9 protein-coding genes are annotated in these 14,600 nt (G+C 50.0%); 2 read left to right on the top strand and 7 right to left on the bottom strand.

Annotation, left to right across the window (positions count from 1 at the left end; translation table 11 throughout):
- Nucleotides 1–47: 47 nt before the first annotated feature.
- Both G459_RS0101420 and G459_RS0101415 read right to left on the bottom strand, forming a co-directional pair.
- Nucleotides 48–551: a hypothetical protein gene (locus G459_RS0101420; RefSeq protein WP_026966032.1), complete on the bottom strand. Its 504-nt coding sequence runs from the start codon at nt 549–551 to the stop codon at nt 48–50.
- Nucleotides 552–792: 241 nt separating this feature from the next.
- On the bottom strand, nt 793–1,989 hold the full coding sequence (locus tag G459_RS0101415; RefSeq protein ID WP_026966031.1) for a Pycsar system effector family protein: 1,197 nt from the start codon (nt 1,987–1,989) through the stop codon (nt 793–795).
- A gap of 58 nt (nt 1,990–2,047) precedes the next feature.
- Here G459_RS0101415 and G459_RS0101410 point away from each other — a divergent pair, with 58 nt between their 5' ends.
- Entirely contained in the window at nt 2,048–2,896 is an 849-nt protein-coding gene (locus G459_RS0101410) for a hypothetical protein (protein ID WP_157373250.1), read from the top strand.
- Complete coding sequence (locus G459_RS0101405) at nt 2,893–6,534, top strand: BamA/TamA family outer membrane protein (RefSeq protein WP_026966029.1); 3,642 nt, start codon at nt 2,893–2,895, stop codon at nt 6,532–6,534. Before G459_RS0101410 ends, G459_RS0101405 begins: the two co-directional genes overlap by 4 nt.
- Here G459_RS0101405 and G459_RS0101400 read toward each other — a convergent pair.
- The 5 genes from G459_RS0101400 to G459_RS0101380 all read right to left on the bottom strand — a co-directional run bounded on the left by G459_RS0101400 (nt 6,502) and on the right by G459_RS0101380 (nt 14,583).
- Nucleotides 6,502–8,862 (bottom strand): GAF domain-containing protein, encoded by a 2,361-nt coding sequence (locus tag G459_RS0101400; protein WP_026966028.1) that lies wholly within the window; start codon nt 8,860–8,862, stop codon nt 6,502–6,504. The genes G459_RS0101405 and G459_RS0101400 overlap by 33 nt on opposite strands.
- Before the next feature lie 204 nt (nt 8,863–9,066).
- Nucleotides 9,067–9,771 carry a gluconate 2-dehydrogenase subunit 3 family protein gene (locus G459_RS0101395; protein WP_026966027.1) on the bottom strand — a complete coding sequence of 235 codons (705 nt, stop codon included), beginning with the start codon at nt 9,769–9,771 and terminating at the stop codon, nt 9,067–9,069.
- 11 nt (nt 9,772–9,782) lie between these two features.
- Nucleotides 9,783–11,525, bottom strand: a complete 1,743-nt coding sequence (locus tag G459_RS0101390) for a GMC family oxidoreductase (RefSeq protein ID WP_026966026.1) — start codon at nt 11,523–11,525, stop codon at nt 9,783–9,785.
- Between the two features lie 81 nt (nt 11,526–11,606).
- Nucleotides 11,607–12,968 carry a Gfo/Idh/MocA family protein gene (locus tag G459_RS0101385; RefSeq protein WP_026966025.1) on the bottom strand — a complete coding sequence of 454 codons (1,362 nt, stop codon included), beginning with the start codon at nt 12,966–12,968 and terminating at the stop codon, nt 11,607–11,609.
- Nucleotides 12,969–13,080: 112 nt separating this feature from the next.
- On the bottom strand, nt 13,081–14,583 hold the full coding sequence (locus G459_RS0101380) for a RagB/SusD family nutrient uptake outer membrane protein (protein ID WP_245588113.1): 1,503 nt from the start codon (nt 14,581–14,583) through the stop codon (nt 13,081–13,083).
- Between the last annotated feature and the right edge of the window lie 17 nt (nt 14,584–14,600).

Here is a 14,600-nt window from a genome sequence, read left to right as displayed (position 1 = left end):
CTCCAACCCATCCATGTCCGGTAGATCGTGCTTTGCCGGTTGACATCTTAAAGGGTAAGATCACAGTTTCCGACGCAGTTGAAATCCCGAAAACCGCAATGCTCTCTGAGGTAAATGGTAAACAGATCGTCGGGCGCATTAAGCAATGCCTTGGCCAAGTCAACTTTGATCACATCAATCTCATTCTCAACACCTCCGGTACAGGAGGTAAACTGCCCGGTGAGGTAGAGCTGCATCCTGCGGGGCGAAGATTCCTGCCAGATTCCATCCCAAACTAATTCATAAACCCCTGTACAACCTTTAGGACGTTGTATCTCAAGAGATAGTTCATTTCCATCTCTTTTGACACCCTTAATCTCGAAACTGACCTGACAAAGAGACGGATCTTTACGGTTGAAATCCAGTCGCTGGTATTTGCCCATATCCACTACAAACCGATATCCCGGGCCCTGCACATAGTAAAATCCGGCCGGTCCCGACTGGTCGTCCGGGTCCTCCAAGGAACAGCTCACAAGGAATAGCAAAAGGAGATAGCGGAAAACAGCTTTCATTAATCAATTTTCATCCATGACGCAGCAAAATACTCCGCCGCTACATGGGCGTAAAAATAACTCATGGTAGTCCATCATTATAGTGTCCAAGAAGATGGAGCGGGGTTTTGCGTAGATAATCCGTCAACAGACAGCACCCGACTTGAACTTTGGTCAGGGGAAAGTCCTTGAGATACCGGAAAATACAGGGTAGTCAGACAAATGAAATACAAAATCAGACCTCCTCAGCCCCCAAATCTGCTTAGTATTGTTGCGCCTCAAAAAACAAACTGGCGATCAGGAAGGCCAGCACCGAGATGATAAAGCCAAACATAAACACATTATAACTTTTGCGGAGCATCAGATATTTCTTACCCAGCACTTTGCCCAGGTAGTAGATGTCGCGCGTCATTGTGCCATAGAGATAGTCTGAATCTCCCAGCATCTTGCTCATGCCGTCTGAGTAGTCCGCGAGAGACATCTGATAGAAGTTGCCAAAATAGAGCAGATTCCCTTCCTTATTGGCAATATCTTCTTTGGTGACGACTCCCTTGGTTACTTTTGGCCGGGTCGCCAAGATGGAAAACACCATGGCGATCAGACAGGTACTGATCAGCAAAATCGCCGGGATGGTATAGTTGGGAAACTCCTCCAGCTTCCGGATCAGGATCGTCACGACGATAGAGATGATGATCGAATTGACCGAGATCATGATGTTGGCCTTGGTATCCGCCATCGCCGACAGCTCCATGTGGTTGGCCGAAGTCACCCGAAAGAGCGTCTCCACACCACGCTCGGGTTTGGACTTGTCCTTTTTCTCCTTCTTGTCCTTTTTCTTTTCCTTCCCGCCGTGGGCCTCTGACTCCAGTTGCTCGATCTTCAGCTCCAGATACTTCAAATTGACCCTTTTCACCGGCTCGAGGTAGCGCTGCCCAAAGCTGGTATGGTAGCGGTGCTTGCGGGTAAATTTGCTGGATTCGACCAGCCAGTCTCTTAGATCCGTGGGATGTGTTCCTGCATTTTCGTTTTCGCATTTAAGCAAAAGCGTTTGATCGTAGTAGGATTCCGTGCCGAGGTGATACAGGTCTGCGTCACAGACGATGGACTCAAAGAGGTCCGCGGGAGACTGGGGCATCCGGGTTGCCATGATCGCATTTTTGATGCGGTCGATCCGACTCTGCGGTAGGCCAAAGTCAGTCAAAATATCCTGCGCCATCTCAGCCCCACGTGCTTCATGTCCCTCTGCGCCCCCATCCCAATATCCCACATCATGAAGCCAGGCGGTGTAAAACAAATCTTCCTGATCCTGATCAGAAAACTGGTAAAACTCTCCCATTTCCCGAACTTTCTGTACCATAAAGGACGTATGGCCGATGTTATGGTAACAAACCTCCTTTTTTTGCCGACTGGCAAACATGTCCCGAATCCAGGCTTCAAACTTTTCTGATAGGATATTCACTTCGGTTGATTTAACTTTTGCACGCAGCTGGAAGATAATTGGTTCTGATCTAAAAACGATGCGATACCCCCTTCTCATTTTCCTATTGGTCCTTTTTGAATCCTGCGATCAGACCGCCGGTAAGGCTCCTCCCGCCTTCAGTCTTCCGCCCGGCTATTCGCTGGATCGGATGGAGCGGATTCTTTTACCTGACGAGATGGAAGAGATCTCGGGCATTGCTTGGCAGGAAAACGAGCTGCTGGCCATCGAGGACGAATCCTCCATCATCTATCGGCTCGATCCAGAGACGGGCAAGATCCTGAAGAAAAAGAAGTTTGAAAAAAACCAGGACATCGAAGACGTCCTAGTAAGAGGCGATACAGCGTGGGTGTTGAGGAGTAACGGCAACCTATACCAAGTTGTAGATTTCAGGGAAAAAGATAGCCAAACCGTGATTTTCGAGTTTCCAGTGCATAAAAAGCGCGATTTGGAGGCTTTCACCTCGGCTATTGGCGAACCATTTATTTGGGTTTTTTGTAAAGTCTGTGAATGGGACAAAAACTCCCACAACTCCTCTTTTTTCAAATTTGACCTGGAAACTATGAGCTTTGATTCTTTGCCTGCGGGAACAATCGAAAGAAGCCAACTGACTGGTTTACTTTCCGACAAAGTGCTGGACGGACTTAAGCTCCAGCCTTCGGCAGTAGCCGCCCATCCGCTGACCAAGGAGTATTTTCTGCTCTCCTCCACGGGAAAATGGCTGATGACTCTGGACAAAACCATGAAGCCAACAGCGGTTTTTCCTCTAAACCCCTCTCTTTTCAAGCAACCTGAGGGGATGACTTTTGCTCCGGACGGAACGCTCTATATCTCCAACGAGGCTGGAGATGGCAGAGCAAATATTTTGGTTTTCAGCTACCAGCCATGAGGCCGATTGTCTTACTGACCTTGCTGTTACTGCTCGTCTCATGGCAGGCAGAGGCGCAGGATTCACTTTTGAAGATGCGGATTTACCTCATCGGAGATGCAGGAGAGATGGAGGACGGAGAGCATCCCGTAGTCGAAAATCTCAGATCCAGATTACTTTTGAAACCGACTGTCCCGACCCATTTGATCTACTTGGGTGATAACATTTATCCACTCGGACTGCCGGCTGAGGATGCCGAAAACCGGGCGGAAGCAGAGTCAATTCTGCGGGCTCAACTGGACATTTGGTCTGAACTGCCCGGCCAGATTTGGATGGTTCCCGGCAACCACGATTGGGAAAAAGGGAAATCCGACGGCTGGAATGCGGTGCTCCGGGCGGAAGAATTCATCGGGGAAAACTTCCCAAAAGACCGGGTTCATTGGGTTCCGGAAAGCGCCTGTCCCGGACCGACCGCGATCCCGCTCGACGAAAACACACTTCTGATCACGCTGGACAGCCAGTGGTGGTTTCACACGAATGATAGGCCAGGCGCGGACTCTGACTGCGAGTTCAAAACCGAAGAGGAGATCATCGCAGCCATTTCCTATCTTCTGGAAGAAAACCAGGACAAGGTTGTCCTCTTTGCGATGCATCACCCCATGAGAGCCTATGGCCCTCACAATGGCGCATATAGCTTGAAAGACCACCTTTTTCCGCTGACTGCCGCCCAGGAAAACCTCTATATCCCGCTCCCAGTCATCGGCTCCATCTACCCGATCTATCGGACACTCTTTGGTGACATTCAGGATATTCCCCATCCAAAATATCAGGCTTTTATCGGGGCTTTGGAGGGAGTTTTTGCACTCCACCCGCACGTGATCCAGCTTTCTGGCCACGAGCACGGGCTTTTCTATACACGGGAAGGTAGTAATCACTACGTCGTATCCGGATCGGGCGCAAAAAACACCTATATCAAGAAGCATAATCCGGCAGAATTCACCTACAACAACCAAGGCTATGCCTACTTGGATTTCTATCAGAACCATCGGGTAAGTCTGACTTTTCTCGACCCTAGCAAAGAGGCTCCCCTTCATCAGACAGATCTTATCCAGCCCTTTGCGCTGGTTCCGGAAGAGCTTAAACTTTTTGAACGAAAAATCCCTGCGAGCGTCACCGAGCCCATTTCGCTCCAATACCAAAAAGGGAAATTTCATCGGGCGTTTCTAGGGACAAACTATCGGGAAACTTGGGCCATTCCTGCAACTTTCCCAACCCTGGATCTCACGAAAGAAAAAGGCGGCCTGACCATCCTCCAGCGCGGCGGGGGCATGCAGACCAAGTCTCTGCGGGTGGAAAATCCCAACGGAAAGGAATTTGTCCTCAGGTCGGTCAACAAATACCCGGAAAATGCCATCCCGGCTCCCCTCCGCCAGACTATCGCCAAGGATATCGTACAGGACCAGATCTCCGCTTCCCACCCGTACGCTTCCCTAGCCGTGGCACGTTTGGCAGAGAGTGTGGGGATCATTCACACCAATCCAAAGATCGTCTATCTGCCGGATGACCCGCTTTTGGGAGTTTTTAGGCAGGATTTTGCCGATGCTCTTTATCTCTTCGAGGAGCGGGAAATTGCCAGTGCGCAAGCCTCTGACGAAGTCGAATTCTACAGCACAGACAAGATGCTGAAGGAACTGCACAAAGACAACGACCATCAGGTGAAGCAAAAGCACGTGTTGAAAGCGCGGCTTTTTGACCTCTGGATTGCGGATTGGGACCGGCATGACGATCAGTGGAGATGGGTGGCTGAGAAGGGTAAAAATGGGCTGGAATTCAGTCCCATGCCTCGAGACCGAGACCAGGCTTTCTTCCTGAACGAGGGCTTTTTTCCAAAAATAGCCAGCCGAAAATGGGCCAACCCGAAGTTTCAGGGTTTTGACTATGAACTGAAAAACGTTAATGGATTCATGTTTAACGGGCGCTATTTTGACAGGAGCTTCATGGCAGATCTGGACCGAAAAGACTGGGAGGAAGAGATCGACCAACTCCTGCCCAAGCTAAGCGACGACGCCATCGCTGGAGCCTTTCAGGACTGGCCTAAGGAAGTAAGCGAAAAGGACGCTCCGGTGATCCAGGCGAAGCTTTTGGCCAGAAAATCCTGGCTAAAGGAAAAGGCGTTGGAATATTATGACTTCCTGTCCAATAGCGTCGACGTGGTAGGCACCAACAAGAACGAAGAATTTGAAATCAAACATCTGCCCGATGGCAAAGTCGAGGTCGAGGTTCGAAAGATCGCCAAGGACGGCGAGCTCGAGCAGCGGATCTACAACCGAACCTTCTCTCCTGAAGAAACGGATGAAATCCGGCTTTACGGATTGAAGGGTGACGACAGGTTTATCTGGGAAGGTGACGGCAAAAACAAAATTCTAATCCGAGTGATCCCTGGGGAAGGAAAAAAGGAACTCCTCGATTCTGCTACCCTGAGCGGAAAAAAGCACTTCGTGTATGTTCCGAAAAAAAGCGAATCGACCATCTCGGGCCCAAACCTGAAGATCAAACAAGCGCCAAATCCGGACTATCTCTCCTATGATCGGCTGGCATTCAAATACGACAAGCTCATGCCGCTCGCGTCAGTCGAATTCAACCACGATGACGGGATATTTCTGGGTGCGGGATTCCTCTGGGAAAAGCACGGCTTCAAAAAGAAACCCTACGCCGCGATGCATACCCTGACGGGAAATTATGCCATGAAAACCGGCGCCTTCAATCTGGAATACAAAGGACGGGCAGTCGATCTGGTTGGAAGTTGGGATTTGGTGTGGCTGGCCGACGTGAAGGCTCCAGATTATGTCTTCAACTATTTCGGAGCGGGAAACGAGAGCCAGTACGATCGAGAGGAACACAGCATCAACTATTATCGCTCGCGATTTAGCTGGTACGAGCTCAGCACAGGTCTGCAAACCCAGCTGGGTGATGTGGGTCGATTCTCTGTCGGGCCGAGCTATCAGGTGTATCGGTTTGACCCTGACGACAACGAAAACAAGTTCATCACCTCTCCCGAAAGCGATGTGGATCCCGAAGTGATCGACCACGCGAAGTTTTACGGAGGATTGACCGCCCTATTGGAGTTTGACAAGCGGGATAATCTGCGTATGCCCACGCGGGGATTCTATTACAGACAGGAAATCCAGCACTTCCAGGGTATCAGCAAATACGCGCAAGATTATACTTCAGCCAGCGCTGAGTTGAGGCTGTACTGGGCCTTTAGATATCCATCTAAGATGGTCTGGGCCAACCGGGTCGGCGGCGGGAAAAACTTTGGCAGCTACGAATATTTCCAGGGTCAGATTCTTGGCGGGATGAACAATCTCCGCGGTCACAGAAGGTATCGCTACAACGGCGACGCGATGTTCTACAACAATCTGGAATTCCGTCTTCAACTCTTCAATCTCCAGACTCCCGTCCTTCCCGCTACCGTCGGGATGCTCGGTTTTTGGGATGTCGGCCGGGTATGGCTGAAAACGGAAGACTCAGGCACTTGGCACAATTCCCTCGGAGGAGGCATCTGGATCGCTCCAATCAATCAGTTTGTAGCGACTTTCTCCGTCGGGGTCAACAAAGAGGAAACCTTACCGTTCTTCAGTTTCGGATATCAGTTCTGATTTTCCGCTCTGATTGAGCAGTTTTTTGGGAATCACGGTGACTCGAATTGCCTTCATTCCGTGCACTCCCTGCATGTCCTCCAGTTCCAGCTGTTCGATATTTTCTTCCAGCAGCTGCCTGTTTTGGAAAAAATGGATGAAGTCCAGGTATTCTTTCGCATCCTTGGGCTGAGAATAGACCACGGCGATCTTGCCCGGCTGGACCAGCCGCTCGTTGGTTCCCCGTATCAGCGCTTTGTCAATCCGCTTCTTGATGATCTCGTACCGGATGTTGTAGGCTCCCTCGACGTCAAACTTCCGTTCGTCCAGCCGGAAGCTGATCGTCAGGGGTGCGCTGTGAGCCAAGATCAATTGGGTCGTCTCGAGACGCACATCCAGGGAAGGGGATTTCTCCTTAACCAAATTCACGATGTCGATCAGCGTCTGAAGCTGCCACAGCCTTAGATTTTTGAGATAGATAGGGTCAAAAATCTTGTCCTTGACCAGCGACTGTCCGATATAGATGTTGTATTCGATCCCGTCCGTCTTGAACTTCTCAAAATAGTGGGGAAACATCTTTTGTATCTTGGTTTCCTCTCGGTCCAGATACTGTCCGACCAGCACGTTGATCTCCTTCAGACTTTGCTCAAAGGCTTTTCGATGGATGTACACGACCCCCATCTGCGGATCGACGGCATGGAAATATTCCTGAACTGACGCCAGCAAATCCGGGAAAGTTTTGCTCAGATGATCGAAAGTCGGCTCAAATTCCTGGGTGAAAAACTCTGTGATTCTCACCTCCTCCTCGGTGTCAAGTATCAGCTGAATCCGCTCCTCAAACTCCTCGATCTTTTCCACCATCCGATCCAAAAGCGGCAAATAATGCGCTGCCCGTGAGTTTTCCAGTACGTTCTTCGCCAGCCCAAGCTGAATCAGCAAGTCACGCTGAATCGCACTGTTTCTCTCCTGCGAAGAGTTTTTCACATCAACAGCGGCATATAGAGGAAACACATTTTGAAAATTGATCGGCGCGATCTCAGGAGTTTTGCCCTCCTCCTCTTCCAGTACATAGTCCAGCGCGATCTCGTCAAACTTCCACTCTACCACCGGGTGAATCGCAGTGAATTTCTTGCGAATGATCGACTTGATCTTGGAATCCAGTTGGTCCGCCTGCTTGTTGAAAGCGATCGAGAGCGACGGTGCCAGCATATCGAGGTGATGGAGCATGATCGGCTCAAAGGCATCGTGCTCGAGCGAGCAGATCTCCAGTACACCGACCAGTTCTCCCTGGTGCTTCAGGGGATAAAGAATCACTTCTTTCACCCCCAATTCGACTACCTTGGACATAAACTCGCTTTCTGGGAAGTCCATCGAAAGCTCGGTGAGAAGCACAGGTTTTTGAATCGTCGATAGGAAATTGAGAATCCCCTGATAGGGAAGCTCGCTGCCAGTCGTGCAGAGCATCTTGAGAATGTAGCTGTTGGCCAGACGGTTTTTGGAGAAAACTAGCTTGCCTTTGATCTGCCGCAAAGCAGCCAATCCGACCTTGATCTCGGAGATTCCCAGCAGTGATTTTACTGAATCCTCGACCACTTCCAAGAATTCCTCGTTGGAAATCTCCTCCTGTTTCAGCACGGCCTCATTGAGCGTGGCCACACTTTGAGACACGGTGATGTCGTCCGCCTCGAGCAACAGGAAACCGCTGAAATCAAACAGGCTTAAAGGCAAAACTTTGAGCCAGTTATCCAGATCATAGTGATCAGGGCTTGTACTGGTACAGATCTCCGACTTGTCATGGATATTGGGCAGCGGGCCCTTTGCTGTCACCTGCACAAACTGGAAATTCATCCGAATCTGAAAATGCCGCGCGATCCCGTTAGGGCCACGATATTTGAAAACCAATGGGTGTCCCTGATTCATCTTGATTCCATAGACCTGATCCACAATCCTGCTGTACATATTCAGCATCTTGCTAAAATTAATCCGATCAACATCCATGTCTTTGGGGATTCTGACCGTTCCGTCTTCATTGAGAAAGAGCTCGCTGAAGGCAGGCGTGGAATAAATCGGTTTTAGATCAAAAGGGGCAGTCAGCGCGATGATCCGCTTTTCCTGCTGGCCTGACATGGGAAACAGTGAGCTCAGAATCAGTCCGAAGCCCAGGAAGTTTTCAGGTTTCTTCAACGACTCCGGATCGACTGGACTTTGGTTCAGATCCGGGTATTGCTTGACCCTGTTGAGGAGATCTCTGTACAGACAGGTGTCTGCTCTGGAGATATCAGACCTTTGTTCCCATTGTTTAAAAAGAAGTTGGAAATCCAGGTGTGCAGAAAACGGAGCATCATTCATATACTAAGCCGACAAAATGAAATCAGATTTGAAATATAAATACCTGAATATAAATCAAATAGTTCCAGTATGCTAAAAAATCGATTTCCGGCTGGAGTGGGGCATTTTTCGCCAAGCTGTAAAAGCAAAAAAGGCCTTGCTGAAACTAAATTCAACAAGGCCTCGGGTTCGAGTCAAGTATCAATAAGACAGTCAGTTCTTAGCTCAGGAAATCAAATTCCCCTCTTCATCCCAAGTCGCGATGCTTCCTCTGCCTTCCGGAGTCAGATAGACGTTGAGATACTTTTCGTCCAGCGCCAGGCCGTACTGATCCATTACTTCTTTGGAAGGTCCATCCCAGACGTTTGGCGTATTTCCGACATAGCCGATATCCTTGAAGCCGATCTCTGTGGTGTAGAATCCGGAAACCGTCATGTTTCTCAGCAGGTTGAAGAACTTCACGCCAGCCTCCACTTCTTTGGCAGCTTTGTCAGGCCAGGCGATTTCATCGATGATTTCCATTTGCTGACTGGCAGAGATCTCGGTGAAGGGTTTAGAAAAACGCTCCGTGGCCTGCAAGCCAACCCACATCAATCCACCTCTAAAGGCAGTCTGATTGGCTGGCTGATCCTTCATCATGAATTCGATGTAATCCGGAACTTTGGCTTCCGACGCGCTGCCCGATACTTCATCTTTTGGAATGACGATGTCCACCAATACGGTCAACATGGCCATTTCATGGTCGGTGAAAAACTTGTCCGAAAGCAGGTCATTGTCCCGTTTTATTTCCTCCGGAATTCTCCCGCCGGGAGTACCTGCGATCTTGGGCGAAAGATCGGCTAATTTCTCCTCTGGACTACAAGCCGTCAGTACCAAGCCGGTACCCAACGAACCCGCGAATAAAAGCTTGAGATTTTCTCTTCTGTTCATGATCGTAGTGCTTAGAGGTTTTTGCTTTTCATTTCATTGATGATAAAATCAGAGGTTCTCCAGGAAAGCGCCAGGATGGTCCAGGTTGGGTTTTTGTCCGCCTGAGACACAAACGGGCCTGCATCGACTACAAAGAGGTTTTTGCAATCATGTGTCTGGCAGTTTGAATTAACCACCGAAGTTGCCTTGTCATCTCCCATTCGGGTCGTACCCACTTCGTGGATGATCCGTCCAGGAGCCAAAAGTCCGTATTGTGTATCAGCGCCCGGCTTGGTGCCCAGCAATTTTGCGCCAGCATTGAGCAACAATTCCTCAAAAGTGTCCTGCATATGCTTGGCCTGTTTGATCTCGTTGTCCGTCCATTTGTAGTGAAATCTCAGGACAGGGATACCAAATTTGTCTACGACTGTGGGATCGATCTCACAATAGTTGTCGTACTGAGGCACGCTTTCGCCTCTGCCGGACATACTCACGGTACTTCCGTACAGAGATCTGATGTCCTTTTTCAGTCCTGCTCCGTAGCCTCCGTTTGGACTCGGCTTGCCAAATTCATCCTCCACGTGCTTTCTGATCACGTCCATATTGGATCCAAAACCATAGGACGGCATGCCTAATCCTCCGCCATACTCGATGTGATAGCCACGGGCAAAATCAAGTTTTTTATTGTCCAGCCACCAAGGAGAGTAGATGTGGTTGCTGCCTACCCCGTCTTCGTTGTATCGCTTGCGATCCATCATTTCAGGAATGATTCCCGATCTGCCGGCTCCGGTCGAGTCATGCAGGTACCGGCCAAGCACTCCACTGGAATTGCCAATGCCGTCCGGGTGAATGGTAGACTTGGAGTTGAACATGATACGTGCAGATTCGCAGGCGGAAGCTCCCAACACGACGATCCTGCCTTTCAGTTTGTACTCCTGCATGTCGCGCTTGTCTACATAGGAAACTCCAGTAGCCAAACCGGATGCGTCTGTAGTCACTTTTCTGACCATGCAATGGGTGAATAAATCCACCTGTCCGGACTTCATAGCGGGCTTCACCAGCACCGTACTCGCCGAGAAATCGGCGTAGGCCTGGCAGCCCCGATTACATTGTCTACAGAAAAAGCAGACTCCACGGTCCTTATTGATCGGCTTGGTGAGGATAGACAATCGAGCTGGGATGACCGGAATATTGAGCTTTTTGCCTCCTTTCATCATAAACATCTCATGAAGTCTTGGCTTAGGAGGAGGAAGAAAAAGGCCATCCGGCTCATTTCTCATACCTTCTTTGGAACCGAACACGCCGATGAGTTTATCAACCTTGTCATAATAGGGCTTGACGTCATCATAGCCGATCGGCCAGTTGTCGCCCAGTCCGTCTATGCTTTTTCGCTTGAAATCATCCGGGCCAAAACGAAGGGAAATCCTCCCCCAGTGGTTAGTTCGGCCGCCAAGCATCCGGGATCTGAACCAGTCAAACTCTGTCCCGTCTTTTCGGGTATAGGGTTCGTCCGGCATATCCCAGCCGCCGATGGCAGCATCAAAATCGCCAAATGGCCTGATCTGGGTGCTTGCACCGCGACGGGGAGACTCCCAAGGGAATCTCAGCTGCGTCCGGTCTTCCTCCTTTGCAGGATCCCAATCTCCTCCGGCCTCCACTACCGCCACTGACAGTCCCGCTTCCGCGAGGATTTTGGTAGCCATCCCTCCTCCCGCGCCTGAACCGACGATGATGACATCATAAGAGTCTTTACTTGGTTTTATCTGAAAACTCATATAGTTTATTGTTAAGTGGTTTTAATCATTTCCCCGGGAGGAATTCCAAAGGAATACTTGCAAATAGTGGAAAAAGGCTAGTTAAACGTCCCAACCTGCTCGGTATTTTCGGCTCAAATATTCCTCTGCTTCCGAAGAGTTGGGAATCTTCATTTTTTTCGAATTCCATTCCAGTGTTTTCTGTGGAACTCTGATCGCGACCGTACCGAGAATAATCGCCTCAGTCATTGGTCCGGATTGAGCAAAGTGGCTCTCAGTCTTTGTTTTGCCCAGACAGGCATCGACGAAATGATGGTAGTGATCACGCTCCTCCAGCTCCGGATTGGCCACTTGCTGAAACTTTTCGGCAGGCAACAAAACAGGCATTTTGGTATGCGGAATCAGCAAAGCACCCTCAGTGCCGACCAGCATTGCCGATTCGGCGGGATAATCTGTCAGGGAAAATAAGGCCCTGACTTCCTCAGGGGGATAGAATTCACCATCAAACCACTCGACGGTAAATTCGTCTGCCTCGGTCATTTCGTTGCCGGGAAAAACCCAGGTGATGTGATTGCTTTGCGGCCAGGTATCCCCGCGTCTTTCGGGAGAGTTTTCCCAGGATTCCTGGACTCTGGCATGAACCGAAAGCGGAGCTTTTAACCCCATTCCTTTCCATACCGCATCAAAGATATGGCAGCCGATGTCGCCTGACCATCCGGTCCCGAAGTCCTGCCATGCCCTCCATTTTGAAGGATGGTATATGGCAGGTTGATAAGGTCGAAGCGGAGCCGTACCTGTCCAGATTTCCCAATCCAGTGTCGCAGGCGGCGTCTCTCCCCCAGCCGGTCGCGGGCCTGGAAACCGATAGGCTTCTGTTGCGCCGGGCCTGTTGGAGCAGAGGTAGACCTTCTTGATCTTGCCAATATGGCCTTCTTTGATCCATTGAACTCCAATGCGATCTCCCTTGCCGGAGGCGTGTTGTGTTCCCAGTTGACTGACGATTCCGGCTTTGGTGGCGGCCTCGGTCAGCTTTCTGATTTCGGAAACGTCATGGCACATGGGCTTTTGACAATAGACGTGCTTGCCCATCTTGATCGCGCTGTAAGCGACCGCAAAATGGTTGTGGTCAGGCACACTGACATTGATGGAGTCGAAATTTTTGGATTCTTCCTTCAGCAATTTCCGCCAATCGGTGTATTGACGGGCGCCGGGAACGAGTTCGGCGGCTGCTTTGAGCCTTTCTTCATCCACGTCACAGATGGCGACTATTTCCACTTCGGGATGAGCAATAAAACGTTGCAGATCATGTCTGCCCATTCCTCCCACTCCGACACACACGTGTCTCAGTTTCTTATCAGGTGTCCCGGCAAATGCCGGAATATTCAACAAGATGGGAGAAGCTATCAGGGTTGCAGTGGTTGCCAGAAACTTCCTCCTGGAATCACTGTGTGAGTTGTTTTCCAAATCAAAAGGTTATTATGTGGGTTTACAGAAAGCAAACCCAAACTCCCGGTCGAAAAGATCAACCGGGGTCTGGGTTTGTTTAGAAATCAAAGTTGCTTGAAAGCTTATCCAATTAATAGCCTGGGTTCTGCGGCTGTAGGTTTGGATTGTTCTGCATCTCAGGAAGCGGGTAAGGCATCAGCAAGTGCTTGGCCTGAAGCGCCTGATTGGAGCTTTGGTTTACATGGCCCACAAACTCATCAAATCCGTTGGTGGCTTCGTTATAAGCTTTGCGCAAGCGAAGCATATCGAACCATGTGATCTGCTCATAGCAGAGCTCATGCCATCTCTCTCTCAGTACCGCGTCTCTGAATGAGTCCTTGGTATAGGTTCCCATCGCCGGAGTAGTCAGTTGAGCTCGGTCGCGGATTCTCTTCATACTCTCATAAGCAAGCGCATTCGGACCGCTCAGTTCGTTTTGAGCCTCTGCATAGATCAACAACACTTCCGCAAACCGAATCAAAGGCACGTTCAGGTTGTTGTTTCTGCTACCGGGAACATCCTTGGTACCGTTTGCGGTCTGATTGAAGTGCTTAAAGATATAGGGCGCCCCCAAGTCAAACGGTGCCCCGCTGCCATTGGTGTAGTAGGACGTGTAGAAAAACCCTTTCTGATCCACAGTTCTCAGATCACCGTCCTCGTAGGACTCATAAAACTCCGTGGTAGGCACCGTGCTTCCTGTTCCGGAGGGACCTGCAAAAGTCACCGGTTTGAAGTTAGGGTACATATTGTTCATCGGATTTCCGGCTACAACCACATTGTACTGCAACATGAAGATGTGCTCCAGCCTGTTGTCAAGCTTCTCGTCATGAAGATTGGCATAGTCAGGAAACAAGTTGATTGCCAATGGATTTCCGATCGAGTAGTTGATCACTTCTTCAGCTTTCTCAGCTGCCAGCTGGTAGTGAGAAGCCCCCTTGCTCAGCGGAAAACCTGCCATCGTCAGGTAAACCTGCGACATGAGCGATTTGGTAGCTGCAAGAGAAGCACGGCCACTGACGTCTGTCCAAGGCAGTCCAGCTGCCTCGGCAATCTTCAGGTCTTCCACGATCATATCGTATATGGCCTCTTTTGACGCAGGCGCTGGCCTGAAATCTTCCGAAGCGGCTGTCTGAGGCAAGGTAATCATCGGAACATCACCCCAAAGTCTGACCAAATAGAAGTATGCCCAAGCCCGTAGAAATCTTGCTTCGCCCAACACTTTTGTCTTCTGAGCATCATCCATCGGAGTGATTCCCGGTACCTTGTCCAACACCAAGTTCGCGTTCGCAACGACTCGGTACAGTCCGTTCCAATAGTTGATCAGGTGTTGGGTTCTGCCATCATAGATCAGTCCATACAGGTTGTTCAGATCCGAGTTTTGCGCTGTTTCAGTAGTTGAAGTTCCTGTCGGAGCCTCCAACAATTGCCAAGTGGAGGAGAAAATCCCTCCATCGTTACCGATAAAACGGGTATCTGCATACACTGCCGCAAGGGCAGCTTCGGCGTGATCTGGAATCGTATAGTAGCTTTCAGGCGTGAGGTTAGACGGATCCTGTTCTTCAAGAAAATCTGAACAGCCTGAGATTCCGGTCATAAAAGCTCCTGCGAAGA

The organism is Algoriphagus terrigena DSM 22685, from assembly GCF_000429445.1.
GTDB lineage: Bacteria > Bacteroidota > Bacteroidia > Cytophagales > Cyclobacteriaceae > Algoriphagus > Algoriphagus terrigena.
Note: the sequence above shows the minus strand (reverse complement) of the source record. Positions and strands in the feature narration are given on the sequence as shown.